This is a genomic window from Pseudoalteromonas sp. SWXJZ10B, assembly GCF_015864475.1.
Classification (GTDB): Bacteria; Pseudomonadota; Gammaproteobacteria; order Enterobacterales; family Alteromonadaceae; genus Pseudoalteromonas; species Pseudoalteromonas arctica.
In genome coordinates this window covers 133,417-160,097 of the sequence record NZ_JADYXD010000010.1, presented here as the reverse complement: position 1 = coordinate 160,097, position 26,681 = coordinate 133,417, and the positions used below count along the sequence as shown (strand labels likewise).

The following is a 26,681-nucleotide window of genomic DNA, read 5'->3' as shown; positions in this document are numbered from 1 at the left end:
CCCGATGGGTTAAGCCAAAACCATCTAAGTATCCCCATAAAAAGAAAAATGCCAGTCAGCTTAACTGACTGGCATTAAGCTAATTAGCTCCTTTTTTTTGTGTAACGACTTTTTATTAACTAATCATTAATCAGCTTCGTTTTCGTCTTGGTTGTGTATTTCTAAACCTGAAGACATCGCACTTTCTCGGGTGCTTTTTGCTGAATCGTTACGTAGCTTATCAATACGATTTAAATAGTTTTGATCAATATCGCCAGTAATATATTGGCCATCAAATACTGAAGTTTCAAACTTAGTAATTTCAGGATTTTCTTGGCTAACCGCAGCAATTAAATCTTTTAACGATTGAAAGATTAAACCGTCAGAACCAATACTTGCATTAATATCTTCTACTTCACGTCCGTGAGCAATAAGCTCAGCTGCTGAAGGCATATCAATACCGTACACATTAGGGAAGCGTATTTCAGGTGCCGCTGATGCAAAGTAAACGTTTTTAGCGCCAGACTCTCGGGCCATTTCAACAATTTGTGCTGATGTTGTACCACGAACAATTGAGTCATCAACCAATAATACGTTTTTACCTTTAAACTCGCGATCAATTGCGTTTAGCTTTTGACGCACTGATTTTTTACGCATCTCTTGGCCAGGCATGATAAATGTACGACCAATATAACGGTTTTTAACAAAACCTTGGCGATACGGTAAATCAAGTACACGTGCGATTTCCAGTGCTACATCACATGAAGTTTCTGGGATTGGGATAACTACATCAATATCTTTGTCAGCCCATTCACGTGCAATTTTTTCGCCTAGTTTAGTCCCCATGTTTACGCGTGTTGCGTACACAGACATACGGTCTATTGTTGAGTCAGGTCGAGCAAAATAAACAAATTCAAAAATACACGGCGAGTAAGATGCCTTATCAGCACAACTAAGTGAATGGAATTCACCTTCTTCTGTAACATATATAGCTTCACCAGGGGCTACATCACGTACAAACTCAAAACCGTCCGGTTTCAATGCAACGCTTTCTGAGGCAAACATGTACTCAGTACCTTTTTCGGTTTCGCGTTTACCAAATACAAGCGGGCGAATACCATTAGGGTCGCGAAAAGCAACAATGCCGTGGCCGATAATCATAGCAATAGTTGCATAACCACCGCTTACTTTATTGTTTACTTCGGTTACCGCAGTAAAAATATCTTCAGGGTCTAAATGCAACTTATCAGATTTGCTTAATTCATGTGCCATGATATTAAGTAAAATTTCAGAGTCTGATGTTGTATTAACGTGACGACGTGCTTCTGAGAATAACTGCTCTTTTAAAGCTTCTGCATTAGTAAGGTTGCCATTATGGGCAAGTGCTATACCAAACGGTGAGTTAACATAAAAAGGCTGTGCTTCAGATGAGCTTGAAGATCCTGCTGTAGGATAGCGCACATGGCCAAGACCAATTGTACCTTGTAGTCGTTTCATATGACGTGTGTGAAAGGCATCTTTCACTAAGCCATTTGCTTTGCGCAAGCTAAACGTATTATTCTCAATGGTAATGATACCCGCGGCATCTTGACCACGGTGCTGCAAAACAGTTAAGCCATCATAAATCGCCTGATTCACAGGGGATGTTCCGACTATTCCAACGATACCACACATGTAATTTATCCTCGCCGATTAACGGTTTACTGAATTTAAAAAGCTCGAGTTGTTTTCTAGGTACGAAAAGAACCATTCAACAACAAAGCCAAATTCTGGAATCAAAATAGAATTGCCCCACCAGTGCGTATTGGGTGCACCAGTAAAAGCATCAAGAAAGAAGAGTAACGCGCTCACGACCAACACGCCTCGTAGAGCACCAAACACTATGCCAAAGACACGGTCGGTACCCGATAAACCAGTACGATGTACAAGCTCACCTAAAATATAGTTTAGTAAACCGCCTAACAGTAGCGTCGCAAAGAATAATATGGCTATGGCCGCAGCATTTCTTAAAAGGGGTTCAGAAATGGTTGTTAGGAAGGAAGCTAAATATTGGTAAAATAAGCTAGAGATGATAAAGGCGCCAGCCCATACCGCTAATGACATTGCTTCTTTTACAAAGCCGCGTATTAAACCGATGATGGTAGACAATGCAATGATGCCAATAATGGCGTAATCAACCCAGATCATAAGAACCAATTAGTCGCTAATTTGGGGCGCATTCTATACCCAAACATCGTTAGTATGCAAGTTTAAACGGGAGATTACTGGGTTGTAGTCAATACAAAAAATTAACATTATAGAATGGGTATTGTGAGATAAAGATAATGGTAAAAACAAATATAAATAAATAAAAAAAGGCTTGTGATACAAGCCTTTTTTTAATTATTTTGTTACTTCGTATTGCGTAACTTTACCATTTAATTTAGTAAGCTCTTTCAGCTGGGGAAGCTGCTTTTGTAATTCATTTTTATCAAGCGAAGGACCAACAAATACCTTGGTTAACGTCCCATTTGGGGTTTTAATCGGTTTAGTAAACGTTTTAAACCCTTCAACTTTTAATTTAGCCTGTAATGCTTTTACATTTGCAACATGTGAAAAACTACCTAATTGAATAACGTAAGCCATACTTGTTAGGTTTTCATCACTTTTACGAGGCGCAATAGGTTTTGGTTTAGCCTGAACCGGTGCCTTAGTGATCGGTGTAGCTTTGGGTTCAATAGTCGCTTCAACAACTTTATTCTCTACAGCGTAGTCACTCTCATCCATAGCGTTTTGCTGCTCAAAAGCTTCATCGTCAGCTTGAATATCTTCAATTTCATCTTGTTTTAGTGGCTCAGCATTAGCCATGTTTTCATCAATTGACTCTTGAAGATCGATTGTTTTGAACTCAGGGCGATCAGGTATCGCTTTAAAGCCCTCTTTATAATGCACTTTTTCGCCATCGAGTATATTAGGGATAAACACAATTGCTGCGATCACTACTATACTTGTTCCGACTAAGCGATTAATAAAACTTGAGTTCACCGACATCCTCTCTATTTTTTAAAGTAATTAATAGCGCCGGCCACTGTAAAAAATGAACCAAATACAATCAACATAGTATCACTTTGTTGTTTTGGTAAAATTACACTCAGTGCCTGTGCCACACTATCATAGCTATTGATAGTATTATGATGAGATATACCCTGCAGCGCATTTTGTAAATTACTTGCAGTGTCGCCTCGCGGACCACTTAAGCTCGCTAATGACCACTCATCGACCAAGTGACTTACTTCTTTAAGTACACCCACTTTATCTTTATCAGCAAGCATAGCGGCTAATGCATGAATTTTAAAGCCTTTATCTTTATAGCTTGATAACTTATTGGCTAAATAACGCGCCGACTCAGGGTTATGTGCTACATCGGTAAAGACTAAAGGCTCAGCGCTTAACTGCTGAAACCGCCCTTCTACAACTAAATTAGCGAGGCAACTTCGTATGACTTGCTCACTAGGTAATAAGCTTAAAACACTTAGCGCAGTTAACGCAGTTGCTGCATTTTGACACGGTATTGCTGGCTTATCTATTACAAGATTATGTTCTTTATATTGCCAATTAAAGCTCTCAGCATTCTCTTTGAAAATAAAGTCACTGCCCGACAACGTCATATTGGCATTAATTTCTTTGCCGTAATCAGTCATTGTGTGAGGAATATTTAAATCCCCTATAATAGCAGGCGTATTTTCACGAAAAATACCGGCTTTATCATAAGCCACTAACTCTCGTGTATCACCTAAGTACTCTTTATGATCTAAATCGATAGTGGTGATCACGCTTGCAAAGGGAGTTACTATATTTGTAGCATCAAAGCGCCCGCCTAGACCAACCTCTAGTAATACATAATCGACCTTACAGCGTTTAAAAATTGCCAACGCACCCAAAGTACCATATTCAAAATAAGTCAAAGGAGTGTCTTTACGGCCTTGCTCAAGCTGGTGAAAAGCATCTATATGAAATTGGTCTGCCAGTTCTTCGCCATTAACTCGTACACGCTCGTTATAACGAATTAAATGAGGAGATGCGTAAGTACCCACGCTAAAACCTTGCGCTAGCAATAGCGACTCTAAGCAACGTGCAGTGGTGCCCTTACCGTTTGTACCGGCAATAAGAATAATTTTACTTGGAGTGTTTAAAAGGCCAATATTGTTGGCAACATTAGCAACTCGTTCTAGGCCCATTGCAATGTTAGCTGGGTGAACACTTTCTAAATAAAAAAGCCAATCATCAAGGCTTGATGATTGGCTAGGAATTGTTTTTGTCATAGCGTGTAATCAGTAAAGCTGAAATTTACGCTACTCTATGCTCTTGTTCCGTAGAAGGCAAGTTCATAAATTTAGCTAAAATGCGTGCAAGGGTATCGCGCATTTCACGGCGGTCAATAATCATGTCAATTGCACCATGTTCTAGCAAAAATTCACTACGCTGAAAACCTTCAGGTAATGTTTCGCGAACAGTCTGCTCAATAACACGAGGACCTGCAAAACCAATTAACGCTTTAGGTTCAGCAACGTTAATATCACCCAGCATAGCAAGTGATGCAGATACACCACCCATTGTCGGGTCGGTCATTACTGAAATAAATGGAAGACCTTTTTCCGTCATTTTTGCAAGTGCAGCACTTGTTTTAGCCATTTGCATAAGCGACATAAGCGCTTCTTGCATACGTGCTCCGCCTGATGCAGAAAAACAAATAAGCGGCATGTTATGCTCTAAACATTGATCAACAGCATCAACAAAGCGAGCGCCAACAACAGAAGCCATTGAACCACCCATAAATGAGAACTCAAATGCTACCGCTGCCACTGGAATACCTTTTAATCGGCCTTTCATAGCGACAAGTGCATCTTTTTCACCACTTGCTTTTTGGGCTGCGCTGATACGGTCAGAGTACTTCTTAGAATCTTTAAACTTAAGAATGTCTTTAGGCTCATGTTGTGTACCAAGCTCTTGACGATCACCTTCATCTAAAAAGTGCTCTAGGCGCTTACGGCCACTAACACGCATGTGGTGATCACACTTAGGACATACGTTTAACGACTTTTCTAATTCAGCTTTATATAAAATTGAATCACACGATGTACACTTAGCCCAAACACCTTCTGGGATTTCTTTACGACCTGATGATTTTGTCGTTTTAGGTAAGATTTTTTCTAGCCAACTCATTTGCAACTCTCTTAATACTGTTCTGTGTCGCGAGCCTGCTAATAGCAATTAGCAGACAAATTTTTTCAATTAAAACATGAATTACACTAACGCGGTATAAAAAACTGGTCTTAGTAGTTAAAAGTGCTCATAAAAAGTACTTATACCACATCTATATCAGGCAAAAATAAAGGGCCTAAAGGTGTTTGAGGAATATTAAATTGCTCAGGGTAGTCAACATCCACTAAATACAAACCAGCAGCCTTAGCGGTAGCACTGGCCTTTGCGCGTTCTTTACAATCAAGTAGCTCTTTTATCCATATAGGTTGTTGTTTATGTAAACCAACATCCATTAAGCTGCCTGTGATATTACGTACCATGTGATGTAAAAATGCATTCGCTTTAATATCAATAATAACGTAAGTACCTTGGCGCTGTACCGACAGATGATGAATTGTTCTTGTCGGTGTATTCGCTTGGCAATGTATCGCTCTAAAAGAGGTGAAATCGTGTTTACCTATTAAGTACTGACACGCCTCTTGCATCTTTGTTTCATCAAGATGATGATGAAAATGCGTAACCCCCTCGTTTAATACCGCACCTCGTAGGGGGGAGTTATAAATAACATAGCGATAACGACGAGCTGTAGCACTAAAACGGGCATGAAAGTCATCAGCAACCGGTTGGGCAAAGCGAATAGCAATATCTTTAGGCATTAAAGTATTCATACCTAGTGTAAATGCGACCATATCGCGATCGGCTTGCGTTTCAAAGTGTATTACTTGGCCTGTACCGTGCACACCAGCATCTGTACGCCCTGCACATATAACTTCAACAGGATGATTACAAATACGCGACAACGCTTTTTCTACTTCTTGCTGTACGCTATTTACATGTGATTGACGCTGCCAACCACTATAACGTGCGCCGTTGTATTCAACTCCAAGTGCTACTCGCATAATTACCGTTTTACCTACTGTGCTAATGAACGAGGCATTTTATGCTATCTAACGATGCAATAAAAGGAGACCTGTCGTAATCAAACCAATACACATAAAAAAACCCGTATTTAGCTAAGCTAGATACGGGTTCTTATAAACATTTTAATTATTTTAGTTTAGCTTTTAAGCTAAGTGCTTCCTCTTGAACTTCTTCAGGACCTTTGTTAATGACATCCTCAATAACTTTAAGCGCAGAATCAAAATCATCAATTTCAATATAAGCACGCGCTAAATCAAGTTTAGCTGAGTAGCCACCACTTTCAGCATCAACATCCGTTGGGTTATCACCTGCAAGTAATGCATCAAACTCACTCAAACCGACATCCATATTAACGTCGGTGTAAGGTTCGTGTTTAAGTTCAGCGTCGTCACTTTCTTCTAATAATGAATCAATATCTACAAATTCGTCATTATCAAGTTGCTCAACATCACTACCTTCAACAAGTGACTCTTTTGTAGTTAATGAATCATCTGTCTCTAAGTCTTCTTTTAGCAAGCTGTCAAAGTCAACATCAAATTCACTGCTGTCATCAACACTTAAGTCTTCAGGCTCTGCTAACTCACTAAGTAATGAATCAAAATCAGTTTGCGTCAAATTCGACATAAACTCTTCATCAAGTTCGTCGTCAGAGCTAATATCAGTGCTACCCACTTCATCTAAGCTTGTTAACTGTGCTTCGCGCTCTGCATTTGTTTGCTCTTGCGATTCGTCTGATAACTCATCAGTTAGCGCTTGCTCTAAACTATCTTCGTCAAATTCAGCATCTAATTCAGAAAAATCATTTTCAATTAAAATCTCATCATCAAAATCATTTTCTAAACTATCTAAATCAGCATCTGCCATAAGTGCGTTTGCTAAATCTTGCTCAGCTTGGCTGGAAGCGACTCCCGGTGCCTCACCATCTAAATCATCCCCTTGTAATTCTTCAGGGGTAAATGGCAACTCACTTTCTAATGTTTCTTGAACTTCATCAAGGTTAAGAGGTTTGATGTCATCTTCAATACTTGGTGGTTCAACAGAATCAACCTCATTATTAATTTCTTGAAGTAAATCATCATCAAGCGACTCATCTTCAATCTCCGTTTCAGTTTCTAATTCAGAGAAGTCATTATCAATTAATAGTTCATCATCAAAATCATCTTCTAAACTATCTAAATCACCATCTGCCATAAGCGCATTTGCGAGATCTTTCTCTGTTTGACTAAGTGCTACTGCATTTTCATCACCCGATGCATCTCCTTTAAGCTCTTGCGGCTCAAACGAAGGCTCATTCTCTAATAATGATTGATCATCGTCTAATTCAAGTTCAGGATATTCATCCAACTCTTCACTTGGCGTTACAAGCTCGCTATCAAGCTGCTCTTCAATTTCAGTAAGATCTGAGTCATCGTCGCCCGCTAGCGGATCGTCACCAAGATCAACTTCTATTTCTTCAAGATCATCATCAAGCTCATCTAAAGACCAATCAGGTGTTTCTATATAGTCGTCATCAGTGGCCTGTTGTAGCTCACTTAAAAGCTCATCAACGCTCTTTAAAGTATCATCTGTGTATTCTTCAAGTGCATCTTCAGGATCAAGAAGCGACTCTGATGTGTCTGAAAAATCATCAACCGTTACATCTATAAGTTCTGGCTCTTCTTCAAGCTTAGGCTCTTCTGCAAGCTCTGGCTCTTCTTCAAGTTCTGGTTCTTCTTCAAGCTCTGGTTCTTCTTCAAGCTCAGGCTCTTCTTCAAGCTCAGGCTCTTCTACAAGTTCTGGTTCTTCTTCAAGCTCTGGCTCTTCTTCAAGCTCAGGCTCTTCTAAAGGCTCAAGTTCTTCTTCAAGCTCTGGCTCTTCTTCAAGCTCTGGCTCTTCTTCAAGCTCAGGCTCTTCTTCAAGCTCTGGCTCTTCTACAAGTTCTGGTTCTTCTTCAAGCTCAGGCTCTTCTAAAGGCTCAAGTTCTTCTAAAAGCTCTGGCTCTTCTTCAAGCTCTGGCTCTTCTTCAAGCTCTGGCTCTTCTTCAAGCTCCGGCTCTTCTTCAAGCTCTGGCTCTTCTAAAGGCTCAAGTTCTTCTAAAAGCTCTGGCTCTTCTTCAAGCTCTGGCTCTTCTTCAAGCTCTGGCTCTTCTTCAAGCTCCGGCTCTTCTTCAAGCTCTGGCTCTTCTAAAGGCTCAAGTTCTTCTAAAAGCTCTGGCTCTTCTTCAAGCTCTGGCTCTTCTTCAAGCTCTGGCTCTTCTTCAAGCTCCGGCTCTTCTTCAAGCTCCGGCTCTTCTTCAAGCTCTGGCTCTTCTTTAAGCTCAGGCTCTTCTTCAAGCTCAGGTTCTTCTTCAAGCTCAGGTTCTTCTGCAAGTTCAGGCTCATCGTCAAGCTCGGGTTCTTCATTTAATGATGAAGCAAGCGACTCAATATCATCAACATTTAATTCTTCTTGAGCATCTGCTAAATCCTCAACTGAGTCTGCTAATGCATTATCAATTTCTGAATCTCTTACATCTGAATTTTTTAGTTCATCATCAATTAGGTTATCTATGTCGTCTAAATCAAAATCATCGCTTTGTTCAACTAATGAATCATCTACAGTATCTACTGCAGCCTCATCAATTAAGCTATCTATGTCGTCTAAATCAAAGTCGTCACTTTCCTCAACTAATGAATCATTTGCAGTATCCACTGCTGCCTCATCAATTAGGTTATCTATGTCGTCTAAATCAAAGTCATCACTTTCCTCAACTAATGAATCATTTGCAGTATCAACTGCTGCCTCATCAATTAAGCTATCTATGTCGTCTAAATCAAAGTCGTCACTTTCCTCAACTAATGAATCATTTGCAGTATCAACTGCTGCCTCATCAATTAGGTTATCTATGTCGTCTAAATCAAAGTCATCACTTTCCTCAACTAATGAATCATCTGCAGTGTCAACCGCTGCTTCATCAATTAAGCTATCTATGTCATCTAAATCAAAATCGTCGCTTTCCTCAACTAATGAATCATCTGCAGTGTCAACCGCTGCTTCATCAATTAAGCTATCTATGTCATCTAAATCAAAATCGTCGCTTTCTTCTAGAAGTTCATCTTCGTCGAGTAACTCTGCATCAATTGAGTCATCTACCACATCACTTTTTGGGTCATTCGCTTCATCAATTAAGCTATCTATATCGTCTAAATCAAAGTCGTCGCTTGTATCAAGTTCAGCTGAAGTGTTATTTGAGGTATCTAATTCTGTTGATGTTTGATCTAATAATTCATCTATATCAAAATTATCATCATCTGCAAGCTCCTCACTTAAAGCCGCCATTTCATCATGAGACTCTAAGCTATCATCCTCTAAAGCTTCGCTTGTTTGCTGTGCATCAAACTCAGGTAGACTATCGTCTTCATCAAACAAGCTATCTAAATCGTCATTAGTTAGAATTTCATCATTGTTTATTGAGTCATCAGATAAGTCTAAATCAATATCTTCAGCGTTTTCATCTGAAGGTTGATCAAACCCTTGCTGCATAAAAATATCGAGTTCATCATCGTCATCGGTATTTTCATCATCAAAAACAATGTCATCACTTAGTAGACTTTCAAGCTCATCCTGATCGAGTAAATTCTCACCACCTGAAAAATCATCTAGGCCGTCATCTAAATCATCATCAGGCAACATATCATTTTCGAGATTATCATCAAGTTGAACACTCAAGTCATCTAAAGGGTCGGGTACAATTGGATCGTCATTTAAACTTGGGCCTAAATCATCATCGCCAGTGTAAATTGGGGTTTGTGGTAAAAAGTCATCATCGTTTTGTGGCTCTTCTTGATTACTTGCTCGTTTGCGTAAAAACATAACAATTGCAAAAATAATCAGTAGCCCAGGAATAAACATTAATAAACCCAGCACTATCGGATTTGAAAATAATGAGCTTAAATCAAACGATTCTTTTGGTACTATCTCTTGTTTTTTTTGCTGTGCAATAATCTCGTTTTGCTTAACAATTAGTTCTTTTAATTGATTTTGAATTTCACTGTCTTGTCCTAACTGTAAGCGTAAGTTTTCGAGTTCGTTTGAAATACCTGATAATTGTTTTTTAAGATTATTATTCTCAACTAAAATTTCTTCTACATTGCTTACAGAATTTTTAAATTGTTGTTGTAACTCAACCAGCTTAGTACTTTGCTCTGTTTTTATTTCATTTAATTCTTTCTGTATCTCTTTTTTGGCATCGTCTACGTCGACTTTACGAGCTTGGGTTACTTTTGTTTGTGCTGAGGTAATTTCGCTTTGCGTAAGTGTGCCATTTTTTTTCTTTTCCCATAATGCATCATCTTGCTCTGAGCGTTGTTTTGCAAGCTGTGTATTTACACCTTTTATTTCGGCTAAAGTAGGGATTTTTAAATAGGCACCATTTTGAATATGATTAAGATTTTGTTCTAAAAATGAGTTGGGGTTTTTGTTATACAAGGCCTGCATAACTTGATAAATGCTGACGGAGTTATCTGGGCGCACTTTAGCCGCTATACGCCAAAGTGTGTCTGTTGGTTTAATTGGCCCAATAGATCGCCCTTGCGCGCCATAGTCAACGCCTTTAGGCCCCTTTAATTGGGTACTGTCTTGAGAGTAAACTGGCGTTACTATCAATGCAGACGCTAATATAATAAGTGTAACTAAACCGCGCATGCTGATCCTTTAATATTTAAATATTAACAAAACACTTAAAGCTTAAGTGCATAAACATTGTTGATTATTGCTGTTATCAGCCAAATGACTGACTCGCATTTATTATTACAATCTATTTTTATTGCAAGCTCTATTCCAATTACAAACTATAAACCAGTTAAGGCTTAATATCCATCGCAACACCTTGAAAATAAATGCCTTAAAACATCTTTATAAATATTAATTTATTGAGTGTTATCAATCAGTTTTTATACTTTCAAAAATAAACGGCAAAAAATTGACAAGCTCTATAAACAAAAAGCGGCAAACAAATAATGTTTACCGCTTCGAAAGTGTGTTCAGCGCTATTAACTATTACATGTAATTAGCAATAAGCTCTTCTGCAATTTGAATACTGTTAGTTGCAGCACCTTTGCGAGTGTTATCACTTACAACCCACATGTTTAATCCATGAGGATGAGAAATATCAGCACGTAATCGGCCTATATAAACAGTATCGTTACCACTAGCGTCAGACACTGCTGTAGGGTAATCACCTTCATCATCAATTAGCTCGACACCAGGCGCGTCTTTTAAAAGTTGCTTAACGTGTTCAAAGTCATAAGGCATGCGCGTTTCAATATTAATTGATTCTGAGTGACCAAAAAACACGGGAACACGTACACATGTAGGATTTACTGCAATAGTGGTATCACCCAAAATTTTATGAGTTTCATTTACCATTTTCATTTCTTCGCGTGTATAGCCATTATCCTCAAAGCTATCAATTTGAGGAATAACGTTAAATGCAATTTGCTTCGGAAATACTTTATTATCCATAGGGCGTGCATTCATCAAGTTAGCTGTTTGCTTTGCAAGTTCATCAACCGCTTCTTTACCTGCGCCCGATACAGCTTGGTAAGTAGATACGTTAATACGGTCTATTCCGTAAGCATCATAAATTGGTTTAAGTGCTAACATCATCTGAATAGTTGAACAGTTAGGGTTAGCAATAATATTACGATTCCTAAAATCAGCTAGGCTTGAAGCATTAACTTCTGGCACCACTAGTGGGATTTCAAAATCATTTCTAAAGTGCGATGTATTATCGATTACAATACAGCCGGCATCAGCAGCAATAGGAGCATATTTTTCAGATACACTACCACCAGCAGAAAACAAACCTATATGCGCTTGGCTAAAATCAAAGCCTTCAACGTCAAGTACTTCAATGGTCTCACCACGAAACTTTATGTCTTCACCTGCGCTGCGGCTGCTCGCAAGTAAAAAAAGCTGATCTACAGGAAACTTACGATCTGCTAGCGTTTCAATGATTTGACGGCCTACTAAACCAGTAGCGCCAAGTACGGCAACGTTATATTTTTGCGACATATTTCTTCCTCTATAAACGACATTAAAACAACATCGTTAGTTAAATAATTATTTAGCTATGCTAAAGCCAAGTTGACTAAGTGCTGCTAGTTGTGGGCTATCACCTTGTAGGAATAAGGTGCTAAATTCTCGCCTTACCGGATAGTTTTTACGTAAACTATCAAAGCCCTCACCTTCTAAATGACGAAGTAAAATTCCGTCATCGCGGCGTACGTCATAAATTAAATGCACCAAACGGGCAATATCTTGCTCGCTTAGGCTTTGCGTAACAGTTGCATTTGTAATAGCAGGTATTGGTAAAAAATCATCCAACGATTTACTCACTTCTACACCTTTTAGGTCACACAATTTTTGATACAACATTTGTGTACCTCGTGCTTTCCCCTCAAGTGTATGCCCTGCGATATGCACACTGGCATAACGCACATGCTCTAGTAATTCAGTTAGAATATTGGGCTCTTTTTCCCATACATCAAGTACTATATCTAAATCAGCCCCAGCTTCCATTACCTCAAGCAATGCTTGGTTATCAATCACATCGCCTCGGCTTGCATTAATTAGCGTGGTTCCTGGTTTAAGTGATTGTAATCGCTCTTTATTCATCATGTGCAGCGTTTTGTGCTCGCCACCTTTAATAAGTGGAACATGAAAAGTAACAACATCTGATTGCGCTAATAACTCATCAAGCGCTACATGCTCTTGTAGTAAGCCCTGTTCGTGCTTAATTGGATCGCATAACAGTACGTCGACATTTAATGCTTTTAATTTTTGCGACAAACACGTGCCAATGTTACCCATTCCTACAATACCAATTGTTTGACCACACAATGGGCGCGCATTTTCTTGGCTTAATGCAAATAAACTACTAATTACATATTCAGCTACAGCAACTGCATTACAACCAGGAGCACTGGTAAAAGCAATATTTCTATCATGTAGTAATTGCGTATCAATATGGTCAATGCCAATTGTAGCAGTGCCCACAAAGCTCAGCTTGTTAGCTTGTGCCAATAGTTCATGATTAACATTAGTCACTGAACGAGTAAGGAGTACATCTACATTTATTAATTGTTCAGGCGTTAATTTACGACCATCAAAACGCTCAACCTCACCAAAGTCTGCAAAGTACTGCTCAACTAAAGGCATATTTTGATCGGCAAGAATTTTCATCACTGAGTCCGTTTGGCAATTAAGTGGCGCCATTGTAACGAACAACCAAGCCTTTACACAAACTAAAAAGGCGCATTTTAGCTGATACAAATACTTAAAAGTGGTTATGTTGATTGTTTTAAATCAGCAATTTAAATTAGGGATTTAAATTATGTGGATAATAATTTTACTATTGAATATATAAAGGCCGAATCACAGCATGATTCGGCCTTTGTTATGAAAAATAAACGTCAATTACATTGAATTTTATTTACTTGATTTTAGTTTATAGCTCAAAATCTTTTTTGAATTTCAAACCAAATTCACTGCGGTCATTACTACGCATTACACCAACAAAACCTGATTGTTGTAGGCGACCAACATCGTAAACTTCGTTTAGAACGTTTTCACCATACAGTGTAACTTCCATATCGCCATATGGATTAGTGTACGAAATATTAAAACCAACTAGTTCACGAGAATCAATGGTCTCACTTTGGTTGTAAACTGATTGACCTTGCATTTCACTGCGATACGAATAATTAGCATTAAACGCAAGTGTTGCGCCACTCTCTAAATCCATAAAGTAAGAAGGTGCAACCATGACAGTCCAGCGTGGCGTCAGTGCTGGTGAATCGCCTTTACCTATGCCTTGTACACCCTCAGCCACTTCTGTTATTTCAGAATCTAAATAACCAACTGCACTGCGAATAGTAAAGTCATCGGTAATAGCAACGGTTGTTTCAAGCTCAATACCTTGCGCTTTAGACTGACCCGCATTTTCTACAATTGTTACAAAGCCACCACCCGCTGTTGGATCTGAAAACGGTAATGCTAAATCGGTGTAATCAGTCACAAATACCGCAAGCATCATAGATACATTTTCGTGTACTTGGCCTTTTAAGCCCATTTCGTAGTTAATTGCTTTTGTTTCGTCAAACGATACAAATTGATCTGGTCCACCAAATGGACGCGGTGGAAAACCACCTGTTTGATAGCCTTTTTGAATCTGGCCATACACATTCATATTATTGCTAAGCTGATAAGATGCATTTACATCCCACGTAACCGCATCAAAATCTGCACTTACATATTTACGAGTTGGAAATGATGGGAATATAGCATTTGCATCTTTCTTATCTTTTGAATAACGAAGACCACCACCAACCGTTAAATCGTCAGTTAAATCGTAGCTGGCATTTATATATGCTGCATACGAATTAGTTTCTTGGTTAATTTCAAATTCGCCGTAACCGCCAAATGATTCTGTTACACCATCATTCAACAAGCCATTAGGTGTATTAAATGGGCTAAATACAAACGGGCCTGAACGTGTAAAGCCATCTTCATTAAAAAAGTAAAGACCAGATACAAAGTCCATATTATCGAATGTTGCATTTAGCTGAACTTCAAATGAGTATTGGTCAGCACCGCCCTCCTCTGGGAACTCAGACAAGTTTAAAGGAGATGCATCATCATCAAGACCACCTTCGTATTCAGATGTACGGTAGCTTGAAATAAACTTAGTAGTATAAGTGTCATTAATTGCCCAATCGGCTGAAAACGATGTGCCCCAACCTGAATAAGAAGTAGATTCAATACCAGCAACAGTCGTACCTAAATCATCAGGATCTGATGGTATTAAATCTTGAGTCAATAATGGGAAGTCGCCATTAAAAACATCATTTGAGTCTAGTGGGTCTGTTAATTCAATTGTATAAGGCGATTGGCCAGATTCGTTATCAACACCATCTAAAGAAAAAGTGAATGCTAAGTCGGTATTTGCTTGCCATTTAAGTGCAACACGACCACTAAATTCTTCTTCTTCACCAATTTCTTTTTCTGGGTTTGCTAAATTAACAGCTTCGCCCACACCATCACGTGTTTTGTATGATGCACTTGCAGACATACTTACATCATCTGTTAGTGAGTTATTAAAATAAGCATCACCGGCAATACGTCCTCGGCTTCCCAGCTTAGCTGTAGTAGTAACAATACCTTCATCACCAGGTTGCTTTGTAATTACATTTACAGCGCCACCTAATGTATTACGGCCATATAAAGTACCTTGTGGGCCACGAAGCACTTCAACACGCTCAACATTAGGTAATGATAAGTTAGAACCCATTTGACGACCTAAGTACACACCATCAAGATACACACCCACACCCGGATCGGTAGTTATTATGTGATCTTGCAAACCTATACCGCGGATAAATACAGACGCATGCGCAGAATTGCCCACGCCATAGCGGGTAATATTTAAATTTGGAACATATTTACCAATATCTTCTAGGTTACTCATATTGGCTTTATCAATTAGGTTAGCGCCAATTGAAGTGATAGCGGTTGGAGATTCAAACAGGCTCTCTGTACGTTTACGAGCTGTGACTTCTATCTTTTCAAATGCGTCTTGTTTAGCTGTTTTTTTAGTTTCTTCGGCGTTTACAGAGGTAGTGAGTGCAGCAAAAATTGCTAGACTTAGCTGTGAGAGGTTACGTAATTTCAAAATATTCTCCAAAGGATACCGTGTGATTTAGTTATGCATTTATACTTAAGAGTATAAATTTCAGGCATAAAAAAAGATGCGTAATGCATCTTTCCTCTGGATGGGTATTATATGACAGAATTGTGAAGAAATGTATAAATTATTTGAATAAATGTATAAAGAATAAAAGCAATTTAGACATTGTTAGCTTTAGGTGGATTATCATAAATAAAGAACATTAATATCAACCTCACTAAAAAGCTGTTTTAAAACAAAAAACCGCATAAATACAATTTTAAAAAGCACATAAAACGTACTTTACACATGTACTTTAGTGTATAAAAAAAGAGCTACAACACATTCTCCTATCATTGAAATTAACTAAAAATAAGAATATAGTACTAAAATGTAGTCTATGGATAGAATATTATGAATATTGAAAACACAGCTGATAAAAGCCTCAAATGCTTCACAAATCCAAATTACACTTCACTTTTTTGTGTTGCAGCTGACTTCAACGTTTTACTTGTTAATTATCAAGCTTTAAACGTCATTACCAATTATGAACTTATTAATCAATTCATGCTAAAAAATGGTCACCAAGGACTGGTAATTTTTGATGTCCCAAAAGACTGCGATGTACTAGCATTAAAAGAGTGGCCAAATTTAAAAGGATTGTTTTACGAAGGCACTGACGAAGTACTACTTCAACAAGGATTAGAAGCCATTGAACAAGGAAAGTTATGGTTCCCTCGTGCAGTAACCGATGATTGGATGAGGCAAATGCTAGCGAGTGAACAACAAACTACGCTGCAATCAAACAACTTAACCTGCAAAGAAATGAAAGTATTAAACTTATTATTTTCTGGCTTACATTCAAGTGCAATTGCCGACACTTTATTTATAAGTGAAGCTACTGTTCGCGTTCACCTACACAAGGTTTACCAAAAAATTGCTGTAAAAAATAAGCAACAAGCATTACTTTGGTGTCAAAAAAACTTAAATAGAATTAATAGTTAAGTGGGCTTATTTGAAACCTTATTATGTCAGAATATTCACCGGCAGCTTGCCTTTCAAAATCATTTAGCTGAATTTTTAAAGGTAATAAGTAAACGGTTTGCCCTGAATATGAGAATTTATGTTGTGATACGTTATTTAGTTCAAGCCAACTTCCTGCCAGATCTAGACTGTAATTAATTGCATATTTATCTCTATAGAGACTGTGTATTAATTTACCATTATTATCTGAACTTACAGATAATTGAATATCTGAATTAGTAACAACTTGTAAACTAGGTAACATAGTGTATTCCTTACCCGGTATTAGCTCTCCCAAATTAATAGTATTTGAAAATGTATTATACCCAAGTACAGAAAGACTTGTTCTAGGCACAATATTTTCTTGAATGCTATATTCTCGTTCATCTAACAACTTGCTCCCCTGATCGTATAATTTCATTTGGAGTCTATCTGTATAGACACCAGCTTTAATCGGTGTTCCTGATGGTATTAGTAATGACAATATCGTCGAAGAATTAGTAAAGCTCAACTTTAAAGTTGATGTGCTAACTAACTGACTCTGTATACTTTGCATTTGGTACGGAACACTTTGAAATTGCCCTTTTAACTGAGCTTGGTTCTCACTTGTAATCACGAGCTGTAATTGACAACTCTCATCATTAATAACGCTTATACGTAACTCTTTCTTAGAGTCTATTTGCTGTAAGGCATGGTAGCTTTCAAAATCATCATAAATATGTTCAACCTTATCGAACCTAGCAGCACATTGCGCATGAATTAAAGGCGTAAAAATAAATAGTGCTAAACCACCCAATAATAAACTTACTTTTTTATTGTACATAAATAGCTCCTTTGCGCTGTAATTGTTCACCTTCAGATACTTCAATCGTAAAATGTGACTTTTCTGCATTCTTAAGTGTAATTTCATAATTACAGGCGGTTAAACCTGTTAATGCAAATCGTCCTTTTTTATTCGTAAAAAATGTATGCTCTTTCTTACTACTATTATCTAAACAAATAGCCGTTCCAACCTGTAACGATAGTGGCTTTTTTTGTTGGTCGTACAGCGTTGCAATGACTGATATGTTAGCGGCAGTCCCTATTGTAATTGCATGACCCGTTCGATAAGGTGAATAAAGAGTAATAATACCAGAACCTATATCATACCCTGGCGCTAAGTTATCAATATCGACTGCAACGTTGGTTGAGGCGTATGAACTTATATCGTTCAATAAAATAGTCTCGAAGTCTTCATTATCTGCCCTATATTCATCTTCATATTGCCCCAATATAACTTTTTTTCCTTTAAGGCTAGAGTGAGGTTTTACTAAAGCGAAGCTATCGTATATGGGTTTCCCAACAGCCCAACTATTATCTGCAAATGCTATACTTGACGCCAAGCTTAATCGGCTCTGATGGTAAGCTGAGTCCTCATTAAATTGCTCGTAAAAACTCCCATGATCAAAGTTCATAACAAAACGATTCGCGTTATATTGAGTATTTAGATCAAAAATAGCTTCATTTTGATCATTTTTTTCAAGCCCAGCTCTTATGTTCAAAGCTCCAACATAGCGCTGATTACTATCTTGAGAGAATTCTAAACGTGTTTTTTCACGCCTAGATTGATGAGATAATTTAGCCCGTCGAGTATTAGAAAACTTATAAGTGACAGACAACCTTACATCCCATTGACTTTCTTCAGCGAGACCCTCCCACTGCCCACCTAAACTATATCTCCATTGGCTATTATCGATCTCACCAGAAAGACTAACCCCAATTGATTTATCAAATTGAGCTTCATCATATGACCTTGATAAGCTTGTAAAAAAAGATGTTTGCGTATTATCGCCCCAAAAAAAACTATAATTAGCCTGAATATAATGCTCTCTTAAGCGAGAACTAGATTGAGAATCAGGCCGATAACCAAGGCCTGTAAAATATCTTGATGAGTATTCATAACCCACCGTAATGTCAGTGTTATTATCACTATGATTTCTATAGTTACTATAAACAATGCGATAAGCATGGCCTGTTTTTTCATTGAAACTTATCGCATTTTCAAACGCAATCTGTCCAATTTTAGCTGCATAAATATTTTTAAAACCAACCTGCTGAGAATACTCATCACCCTGTACTGCCGCACCAGCTGTCCAGCTAGGTGTAATGCCATAATCAAGATAAAAGCTGGCTAGTGGCTCGTCGTAATCATAATCTAGCTCACTACCTAAGCGTGAAGGAACGCCTAAATGAAACTCATATTCAAGTTGCCCTTGAGCAAAAAGATCTAAACCTGTCGTTACGTCAAAATCAACAAAACGCACAACTCCTGCTATATCAGTGATCCTCAAAGTAATATTATTGCTTCCTTCATTAAGGGGAATATCATCAAGAGAATATATACCTGCGGCTAAATTAAGTTTTTGTACTATCCGCTCGCCAACTAACACCTCTACAGAGGATGGACTCTCTAAGGTAAAGCTACGAGAAGCACTGGGTCTGATAGGTCTGTCAGAAACTAGCGAAAAATCATGTGAAAGCGACAAACCTAGTACCCGTGCTGTTGATTGAAAATAACTACCTGAGCTATAATTATCACCGACTGATATACGTAACCCACTAAGCGGTAGGTCATGTATTATACGAGTACCTAAGCGCCTAATATTTGATGAGGTAGGAGCTACTTCAGATAAATACTCCACTTCGTTTTCTAAAACCCAGCCTTCCCAGCTCACTACCATTTCAGAGCGAATAGCTAAGAGCTCATCTGTTGTGTCCTCGCCTTTATCTTGCTGATAAAAATAGCTTGAATAAGCATTAACAAATCCACTTAGTTTAGCGGGTTCCGATGCTGTTAAATTCCTTGAATCAGATTTTAAACTTAGCTGTTGAGGGCGAGTCAGTGTAAGAGGTACTGATATTTCTAAGCTAAAATCACTCATATCGAATGAAATATTATATCCAAATGACTCTAATGCTTTTGTATCAATGACATTCTTATTAACTTTAGACTCTAAAGAATCAAAATCTTCTGAAAATAAAAGTCGTTCGAATGACACTTTAATTTCACTCCATTTGAGTGATAAATTATCATTTGGGTCAACTGCAAGAGTTAATTTACCAATAGCATTTTTATTCAGTTCTGCTTCAACGCTGAGTTCGATGGTTCTTTTAGACGGGTTAATTTTTGAATAACATAATTGAGTAAAGCTCAATAAAAATATGCATAATAAAACTCGCATAACTAGCGAGCCAGCACTAAACGTAGATGATTTAAACTTCCTTCCTGTAAAGATTGTGGCATAGGGACTTTTATGACACTGGTGCTATGAGGAGCAAAAAAAACATCGTATCCGTTTGCTTTTAATTGATCTTTTAAAATTCGATCGCTCAGGGTTTTATTTTTAGTGATTTTTATTTCATAATCACTTAATCGTCCTGCCCCTTTTCCTTCATTTAATACTTCAGTGACGATAAAGCCATCCTCAACATGAGGCTCTTTTATAGTCAGTTTAGGAACTAATCGAGGTTGATCCAAATGAACAATTAAATTTATATTTAACAACATCGTAAGTTGTGACTGTTTATTTATAGACTGGTTTGCAATGGGCTGCTCAATCAAACTAACTTGATAGCTTTTATCTGTACTAGGAAGTTTTTTATCTAACCATCTAAATTGCAACTGCTGGCTTTGCCCTGGTTGCAAAAATAGCGATGGAGGAAAAACCCACAATGGAGAGTCATCTAAAGAAATTAATTTAGGCGTGCCTTGAGAAAAGTCAATTTCGTAAATTTGGATATCAAAAGCAATGTCTCTTGGTAACTGATTGTGAACCAAGCTAGAAGCGTTACTTGAACGACTATCAGGGGAGAAAGTAACCACCATAGGCGTTACTTCTACACCAAAGGTCGGTGCAATTACAATTACATATATAAGAAAGTAACTGCATATCCGCAGCATTAAAAATTGACCTCAAGATCACTGCTTGCTGCATTAAATTTTGTTGGAATTTTTATTGAGACCTCACGGCTAGATTTTGGTAATAAAATTTTTCCAGTCAGTGCTTTACTCAATTCAGCCCCTTCTAATAATAGCTCTTGATCATCGCCTTTAATAAGCCACTGTGCCTGCGATAAGCGAATATATTTATTGCCTGTATTTTCCAGAAGCACATTCCATGTTTCTGTATCTACTTGGCGTTTATTTTTAATTAATAATTTTGCCTCAGCACCTTTAGGCACCACATTAAATAAAGTCCTAAAGCTAACTGACATACCAACGCCTGACTGCCCCGCTTTCTCTAAATCAACAGATACCTGATCAATGGCTACACGGTACGCTTTCGAATTTTCTAATATTGGTTCCCCAATATATCGAACAATTACCGACTGACTTTTCCCGGACGGAATAATTGTAGTCATGGGAATAATTAAAAAGTCTTCTTCATTCGCTTTTAATGTTTCATCACCGTTAGGTGCAATTAGTAAATCAAAAGCTGATATCTCAATAGTTAAAGAACTATCTGAAGGGTTAGATATACGAATTGTTTGTTGTGATTGGCTACCTGATGATTCAAGCTCTGCGACCATTGGTTTAACTTGAAAAGCCAGTGTAGAATAAGAGCTGAGTAAAAGTATCATTAAAAAGATATAACGCATATAGAGTCCCTCCTGCTAAATTAAAAGGCAGTAATTACTGCCTTTTATTATGCTAATTAGTTAGCTGTTATTGCCAACATCAGCGTATCTGCATAAGTACCGGCATAAACGGGTGCTTGTGTTACAGTTAGTAAAATATTTCCAGCTACGCCACCTGCTGCAAGCGTTGGAGAACCAGCACGGCTTTGCGACTCAGATTTATCATTTTGGCCATTCTCAGCCGAAAGCGTAAAATCAAATGTCCCTGCAGTTAACTTGGCAGTGTAGCCGACACCACGATCTTCATGGTCAGCATTTTGCAAGTGCCCTTCAGATGTTGTTAATGACATTGTTGCACCATCAACATCATTACACTGCAAATCAAAGCCTACATTTTTAGTTGCACCATCTGATAATGTTTGAAAGAATTGTGTAGTGTTAATGTTGCTCACCCCACAAATCGATGACACTGCACCACCTACATTTAGATTTTCAGCAAATGCTGCGCCAGATGTTAGAGTTGCGATTGCTGATAACACGATTAACTTTTTCATTTTAATATTCCTTATCCATGTGACATATTTGTTTATATTTAATAGTTAGTGTTTTACCAAACTCCACCAGATACAACCGATGGTGTCATTTCTATGCGAAGCACATCCTGGTAACTTCCGGCATAAATTAAAGGCTCATCTAGTTTTAACTGTAATTTAGCTACGCTGTTAAATAAAATCTTATCAACATCAAAATTGTACATAGATTTGAGCTCAAGTGCTGTTGCAGAAACGTCGCTTGAAACCCCCTCTATTGACCAATTAATGTTATAAGCATTTATTTGAGTACTTTGCTGATGGCGCAGGCCACCATTTTCAGATTGCATTGATACTCGCATAGGTGAATTACAATTAATCACTAGCTTTGTACTCGCAAGGCCATCTGAAGAAAACTGAAGGTTGTTATTTTGAGTAGTAAAGCCGCACACTGGTGAAATATGACCTACCAGAGTTAAACTTACTTCATCGTTACTGTATGCATTCATTGCAAAGAAACATAATAAAAACCATATTACCTTCTTCATCCGCGCCATCTCCTTTGACCGACCTCGCTAAGACAGGACTGATACTATGATAAAATTGCAGTTTAGAAAGTTGTTATTTGCTTATGATTAGCTTTACTTATTGATAATTTCGACTATGTAACAATATAAAATATAAACATTTAAACTAAATAACTTATGTAAAACACTTATAATTAAATGTTAACAAATCTATATGGTAGTAAATACAATACTTACGGCTTGTAAGTTACATTAAGACGTTATAAACAAAAATCACCAGGCGTATATTTTATATCCAACCCCAGTACTAAACATTTTTAAACACAAACATTCGCACCTGATTAATTAAAAAACAAAATAATATTGACTAAAAATAAAATAAAAACCTTAAACAGTTCTGTTTATTAGATAAATACTCGTTATGCACTTATACTAATAAAGAAATCAACATTTAAATAACAAATAGGAACAACATATGAAAAAGCTATCTGTAGCAGTGGCTGTATGTGCAGTTTTAGCATCTAGCTATGCTAGTGCTGAGGTAAGAATTAATGGTTTTGCATCAATTGTCGGTGGTAAAAGTCTGGATAGTGACAGTACTTTGTACGGCTATGATGACGATATCTCTTTTAAAAATGAGAGTAAATTCGCTTTACAATTATCTGCAGACCTACATGAAAAGCTAACAGCTACGGCTCAAATTATTGCGCGTGGAGAGGATGACTTTGACGCTACATTCGAATGGGCATACATTACTTATGAATACAGCGATGAACTGCAATTTAGCGCTGGTAAAATGCGTGTTCCTTTTTACAAGTATTCTGATTTCTTGGATGTAGGTTATGCTTATCGCTGGGTACGTCCGCCAAAATCAGTATACGGTATCCCATTTTCAACTTATGAAGGAGTTAGTGTAGTTTACAGCTCTCAATTAGGTGATTGGGATTCTACGCTTCAAGGCTTTTATGGTGCATTCGATGGTGATATTGACGTATTTGGAACAGAATTACCTGCTGAATTAAATAATTTAGCCGGTATAAACTGGAGTCTATCATACGACTGGTTCAGTGCGCGAGCTGCATACATTGTGTCCGACACTAGCATTTCATCAGAGGATAGCGGCCTAATTGGTCTCGTAAGTGTATTGTCTGATAGTGGCTTAACTAATACTGCGAATGACCTAATCACTGAAGAAGATAAAACGAGTTTCGTTGGCGTTGGTTTTTCTGTTGATTATGAAAACTTTTTGTTTGATGCCGAATATACACAATTTGAGGTTGAAGACAGTATACTGCCAGAACAGTCACAGTATTACGCATCAGTTGGTTACCGTATTGACAGTGTAATTGTTCATTTTACTTATGAAGACAATGATGACAAACATGACTCATCACGTTTTAATACCATTGAGTCAATACCAACCTTAAACTCGGCTGTAAATGGTGCTCTTGAAGGTCTTCGTGCACAAAGTAACGTATACACAATTGGTGCACGTTATGATTTTCACCCTTCCGCTGCTTTCAAAATCGACTTTAGTCGTTTTGAAGATGATATAACCGATACAGAGACGGATGTTGTAGCTGTTGGTGTAGATCTTGTCTTTTAATTGGAGCTTATGATGAAAAAATTAATTTTAGTAAGTGCACTTTCATTGTGCTCAATTAATGTATTTGCAGAAGTTGCTGTGATTATTAATCCAAGCAATGCTAGCACAGTAGATGCTGACACAATAAAAAAGATTTATCTGGGAAAAAGTAAGTCATTTAGTAATGGCGATAAAGTTAATCCTATAAATCAAGATGGTACATCTGTAGCTGATGAATTTAACGACAAAGTAGTAGGTAAGTCTAGCAGTCAGTTAAATGCATATTGGTCAAAGCTTGTATTTACAGGTAAAGGCACCCCGCCTGAAAAACTAACAACTGACCAAGCTGTTATTGATTTTGTTGCTGCTAATAACGATGCTATTGGCTATGTTGATAGCGCTAAAGTGACCGATAAAGTAAAAGTAATTGCTACCTTTTAGCAGTGAAATTGATATAAAAACCACCTACAGGTTAATACTGATAGGTTAATAAATATTTAACTAATCAATAAACCGACCTTCTGGTTCGTTTATGAAGGCTTCTGAATTTATTCAGAGGCCTTTTTTTGCAGCCCACTACAACACTTTTTCTAGCCAATAGTTACGCATCCAATTCAGAAGACTTCTGTCAGCTGAGTGTTGCGAACTGTGCAATTAATATTATTAATTTAATTCAGACTATGTTTATTGAGAACTCAGGGAGTATCCCTAAATAAATAGAGTAATAGTAAGCTAAAGTAGAGCATCACATATTACTAATAAAGCGGGAGTGGACATATACTAGGTATGTCAAACCAGATATCCAAACAAAAAAGCCAGTCAGCGGTTAACTAACTGGCATCAACCCTAGGGTTGATTTTTATACTGGCTCAGTACTAAGCTTTACTCGATTCTAAACTTAGCGGTTGCATCTAATAGGTTATCAGATAGGTAATGTAGGTTTTTGGCTACGTCGCGTACAGCAAGTAGTGAGTCCATAGTATCTTCGAACGATACATGCATATTTGACACATTATCTACTACCATAGCTGCAACGGATGTTTGTTCTTCAGTTGCTGCTGCTATTTGCGAATTCATACCATTAATTTCTAACATTTGCTCTGCGATTTTCTCTATTGAAATACCTGTTTTTTCTGCGGCTGTAGCATTATCTGTTGCCATATCACGTGCTGAAGTCATAGCAGCTACAGATTCATTTGCGGCAGTCGTTAATGATCCCAATAGTTCACGTATTTCATTAGTAGAATGTGCAGTGCGAGAAGCCAGTTCACGAACCTCATCTGCCACTACAGCAAAGCCTCTTCCATGTTCACCTGCTCGTGCAGCTTCAATAGCAGCATTAAGAGCGAGTAAGTTTGTCTGATCTGCAATAGACGTAATTACATTCAAAATCTGCGATACATTTTTTGTATCGTCCGCAAGCTTATTAATAGTCCCTGCAGCTCGATTAATTTCATCACTGAGCGTACGAGAAGCGGTAACTGACATCTGTACTTGTGTACGACTTTGTTCAACTTCTTTCTCGGCCGTTTCAGCAGCGTGAGAAGCGTTAGCTGCAGATTCTGATATATCACCAACACTCTGTTTCATTTCTTCCATAGATTGCTTAACAATTTCAGCATCAGTGGTTTGCTTTGTTGTAGCACGCTCAGCTTGTTCCATACCTTGAACTAATCGTGTTGAGTTTTCCATTAAAGGCTCACATACAGCAATAACTTCAAGAACTGTTTCTCTTAGTAAGGAAATAAATGCGTTAAAATTAATAGAGACTTGGCCAATTTCGTCTTCTGAGTTAACAGATAGCTGTGTGCTTAAAGAACCATTGCCGCTTGCTAATAAACTAAGGTTGTTAGCTGCATCACTCGCAGATGAACCTATATTCTTAGCAATCCAAATAGCCATAAACAATAATAAAATTAATGAAATAATGGATACAGCTAACATTAGAGTTAATGCTTCATCAGAGCGCGCTTTAGTGTTGGCAACCAGTTCAAAAAAACGATTATCCGCTTTTTGTTGAGCGCCTTTAAAACTTTCTAAGACAGATCCATATAAACTTGTTTTAAGCTGCGCTTGTTGCTGAATCTTACTAAAATCAGCAGTACCGTTAACCATACCTGTAGCAATACTTGAGGATATTTTTTCATAATCTGACAACTCATTAATAATATCGTTATTAATGTAGGAGTTATTAAGTTGCGTTATTAAGGTAATATTAGACTCTAAAGTTTGATATACCTCGTCTGCTTTAACTATAAGATCTTGCTCACCAAACGTAACCGCTTGGGTATAAAGTTCATCAAGTTTTTCTAAAAGCCCTACATTTTGCGACGTTATTTTTACAACTTTATACGATGAGTTACTCATTTCATCGAGAGAAACCTTATTATCATTCATAGCTAAATAGTTTATCAATACGATCACTATGAAAGCCACTACGGCAATGCATGTTATTGCATGTATTTTTTTTGTTATGCTTAGGTTTTGAAAAGAGAAGCCTGAAGCCATACTGTGCTACCTTATTTTATTGTCTATATCTATTATCGGCTTGATATCTATAAGTGTGAGCTAAA

General features: G+C 37.7%; 20 protein-coding genes. 3 read left to right on the top strand and 17 right to left on the bottom strand.

The genetic code is table 11. The features are described from left to right. Window positions 1-126 precede the first annotated feature (126 nt). The 10 genes from purF to I6F54_RS11510 all read right to left on the bottom strand — a co-directional run bounded on the left by purF (window position 127) and on the right by I6F54_RS11510 (window position 15,832). Window positions 127-1,653: an amidophosphoribosyltransferase gene (gene purF / locus I6F54_RS11555; RefSeq protein WP_007580920.1), complete on the bottom strand. Its 1,527-nt coding sequence runs from the start codon at window positions 1,651-1,653 to the stop codon at window positions 127-129. Between the two features lie 18 nt (window positions 1,654-1,671). After that, the gene (locus I6F54_RS11550; RefSeq protein ID WP_007376853.1) at window positions 1,672-2,166 is read right to left on the bottom strand and encodes a CvpA family protein; all 495 of its coding nucleotides are present in this window, start codon (window positions 2,164-2,166) and stop codon (window positions 1,672-1,674) included. A 195-nt stretch (window positions 2,167-2,361) separates the two neighbouring features. Beyond that, entirely contained in the window at window positions 2,362-3,003 is a 642-nt protein-coding gene (locus I6F54_RS11545; RefSeq protein ID WP_024590975.1) for an SPOR domain-containing protein, read from the bottom strand. Between the two features lie 11 nt (window positions 3,004-3,014). Beyond that, on the bottom strand, window positions 3,015-4,280 hold the full coding sequence (folC, locus tag I6F54_RS11540) for a bifunctional tetrahydrofolate synthase/dihydrofolate synthase (protein ID WP_024590974.1): 1,266 nt from the start codon (window positions 4,278-4,280) through the stop codon (window positions 3,015-3,017). Window positions 4,281-4,305: 25 nt separating this feature from the next. Continuing rightward, the gene (gene accD, locus I6F54_RS11535; RefSeq protein WP_007376856.1) at window positions 4,306-5,181 is read right to left on the bottom strand and encodes an acetyl-CoA carboxylase, carboxyltransferase subunit beta; all 876 of its coding nucleotides are present in this window, start codon (window positions 5,179-5,181) and stop codon (window positions 4,306-4,308) included. Window positions 5,182-5,321: 140 nt separating this feature from the next. Then, on the bottom strand, window positions 5,322-6,119 hold the full coding sequence (gene truA / locus I6F54_RS11530) for a tRNA pseudouridine(38-40) synthase TruA (protein WP_007584098.1): 798 nt from the start codon (window positions 6,117-6,119) through the stop codon (window positions 5,322-5,324). Between the two features lie 148 nt (window positions 6,120-6,267). Beyond that, on the bottom strand, window positions 6,268-10,803 hold the full coding sequence (locus tag I6F54_RS11525; protein ID WP_197141450.1) for a FimV/HubP family polar landmark protein: 4,536 nt from the start codon (window positions 10,801-10,803) through the stop codon (window positions 6,268-6,270). Between the two features lie 354 nt (window positions 10,804-11,157). Then, window positions 11,158-12,174 carry an aspartate-semialdehyde dehydrogenase gene (locus tag I6F54_RS11520; protein WP_007586655.1) on the bottom strand — a complete coding sequence of 339 codons (1,017 nt, stop codon included), beginning with the start codon at window positions 12,172-12,174 and terminating at the stop codon, window positions 11,158-11,160. A 48-nt stretch (window positions 12,175-12,222) separates the two neighbouring features. Continuing rightward, window positions 12,223-13,344: a 4-phosphoerythronate dehydrogenase gene (locus I6F54_RS11515; protein ID WP_197141448.1), complete on the bottom strand. Its 1,122-nt coding sequence runs from the start codon at window positions 13,342-13,344 to the stop codon at window positions 12,223-12,225. A 265-nt stretch (window positions 13,345-13,609) separates the two neighbouring features. Further along, window positions 13,610-15,832, bottom strand: a complete 2,223-nt coding sequence (locus I6F54_RS11510) for a TonB-dependent receptor (RefSeq protein ID WP_197141446.1) — start codon at window positions 15,830-15,832, stop codon at window positions 13,610-13,612. 408 nt (window positions 15,833-16,240) lie between these two features. Between I6F54_RS11510 and I6F54_RS11505 the strand changes: the two genes are divergently transcribed. Next, window positions 16,241-16,831 (top strand): LuxR C-terminal-related transcriptional regulator, encoded by a 591-nt coding sequence (locus I6F54_RS11505; protein ID WP_010553852.1) that lies wholly within the window; start codon window positions 16,241-16,243, stop codon window positions 16,829-16,831. Here the strand turns inward: I6F54_RS11505 and I6F54_RS11500 are convergent. The 6 genes from I6F54_RS11500 to I6F54_RS11475 all read right to left on the bottom strand — a co-directional run bounded on the left by I6F54_RS11500 (window position 16,821) and on the right by I6F54_RS11475 (window position 22,544). Continuing rightward, entirely contained in the window at window positions 16,821-17,672 is an 852-nt protein-coding gene (locus tag I6F54_RS11500; RefSeq protein WP_024594058.1) for a hypothetical protein, read from the bottom strand. The two genes, I6F54_RS11505 and I6F54_RS11500, sit on opposite strands and share 11 nt — an antisense overlap. Beyond that, window positions 17,662-20,070: a fimbria/pilus outer membrane usher protein gene (locus I6F54_RS11495; RefSeq protein WP_197141444.1), complete on the bottom strand. Its 2,409-nt coding sequence runs from the start codon at window positions 20,068-20,070 to the stop codon at window positions 17,662-17,664. Before I6F54_RS11495 ends, I6F54_RS11500 begins: the two co-directional genes overlap by 11 nt. 2 nt (window positions 20,071-20,072) lie before the next feature. Beyond that, window positions 20,073-20,714, bottom strand: a complete 642-nt coding sequence (locus tag I6F54_RS11490) for a hypothetical protein (RefSeq protein WP_231609639.1) — start codon at window positions 20,712-20,714, stop codon at window positions 20,073-20,075. Window positions 20,715-20,788: 74 nt separating this feature from the next. Then, entirely contained in the window at window positions 20,789-21,487 is a 699-nt protein-coding gene (locus I6F54_RS11485; protein ID WP_197141442.1) for a molecular chaperone, read from the bottom strand. A gap of 56 nt (window positions 21,488-21,543) precedes the next feature. After that, the gene (locus I6F54_RS11480) at window positions 21,544-22,020 is read right to left on the bottom strand and encodes a hypothetical protein (RefSeq protein WP_024594053.1); all 477 of its coding nucleotides are present in this window, start codon (window positions 22,018-22,020) and stop codon (window positions 21,544-21,546) included. 53 nt (window positions 22,021-22,073) lie between these two features. Beyond that, window positions 22,074-22,544 (bottom strand): hypothetical protein, encoded by a 471-nt coding sequence (locus I6F54_RS11475; protein WP_024594052.1) that lies wholly within the window; start codon window positions 22,542-22,544, stop codon window positions 22,074-22,076. A 454-nt stretch (window positions 22,545-22,998) separates the two neighbouring features. On the opposite strand from I6F54_RS11475, the gene I6F54_RS11470 reads away from it, so the two are divergent. Continuing rightward, window positions 22,999-24,129 carry a porin gene (locus I6F54_RS11470; protein ID WP_197141440.1) on the top strand — a complete coding sequence of 377 codons (1,131 nt, stop codon included), beginning with the start codon at window positions 22,999-23,001 and terminating at the stop codon, window positions 24,127-24,129. 12 nt (window positions 24,130-24,141) lie between these two features. Next, window positions 24,142-24,549, top strand: coding sequence for a phosphate ABC transporter substrate-binding protein (locus I6F54_RS11465; RefSeq protein ID WP_024594050.1), 408 nt, complete (start codon window positions 24,142-24,144; stop codon window positions 24,547-24,549). A 441-nt stretch (window positions 24,550-24,990) separates the two neighbouring features. Here the strand turns inward: I6F54_RS11465 and I6F54_RS11460 are convergent, their stop codons facing one another. Then, window positions 24,991-26,616 (bottom strand): methyl-accepting chemotaxis protein, encoded by a 1,626-nt coding sequence (locus I6F54_RS11460; protein ID WP_024590962.1) that lies wholly within the window; start codon window positions 26,614-26,616, stop codon window positions 24,991-24,993. Window positions 26,617-26,681: the final 65 nt, after the last annotated feature.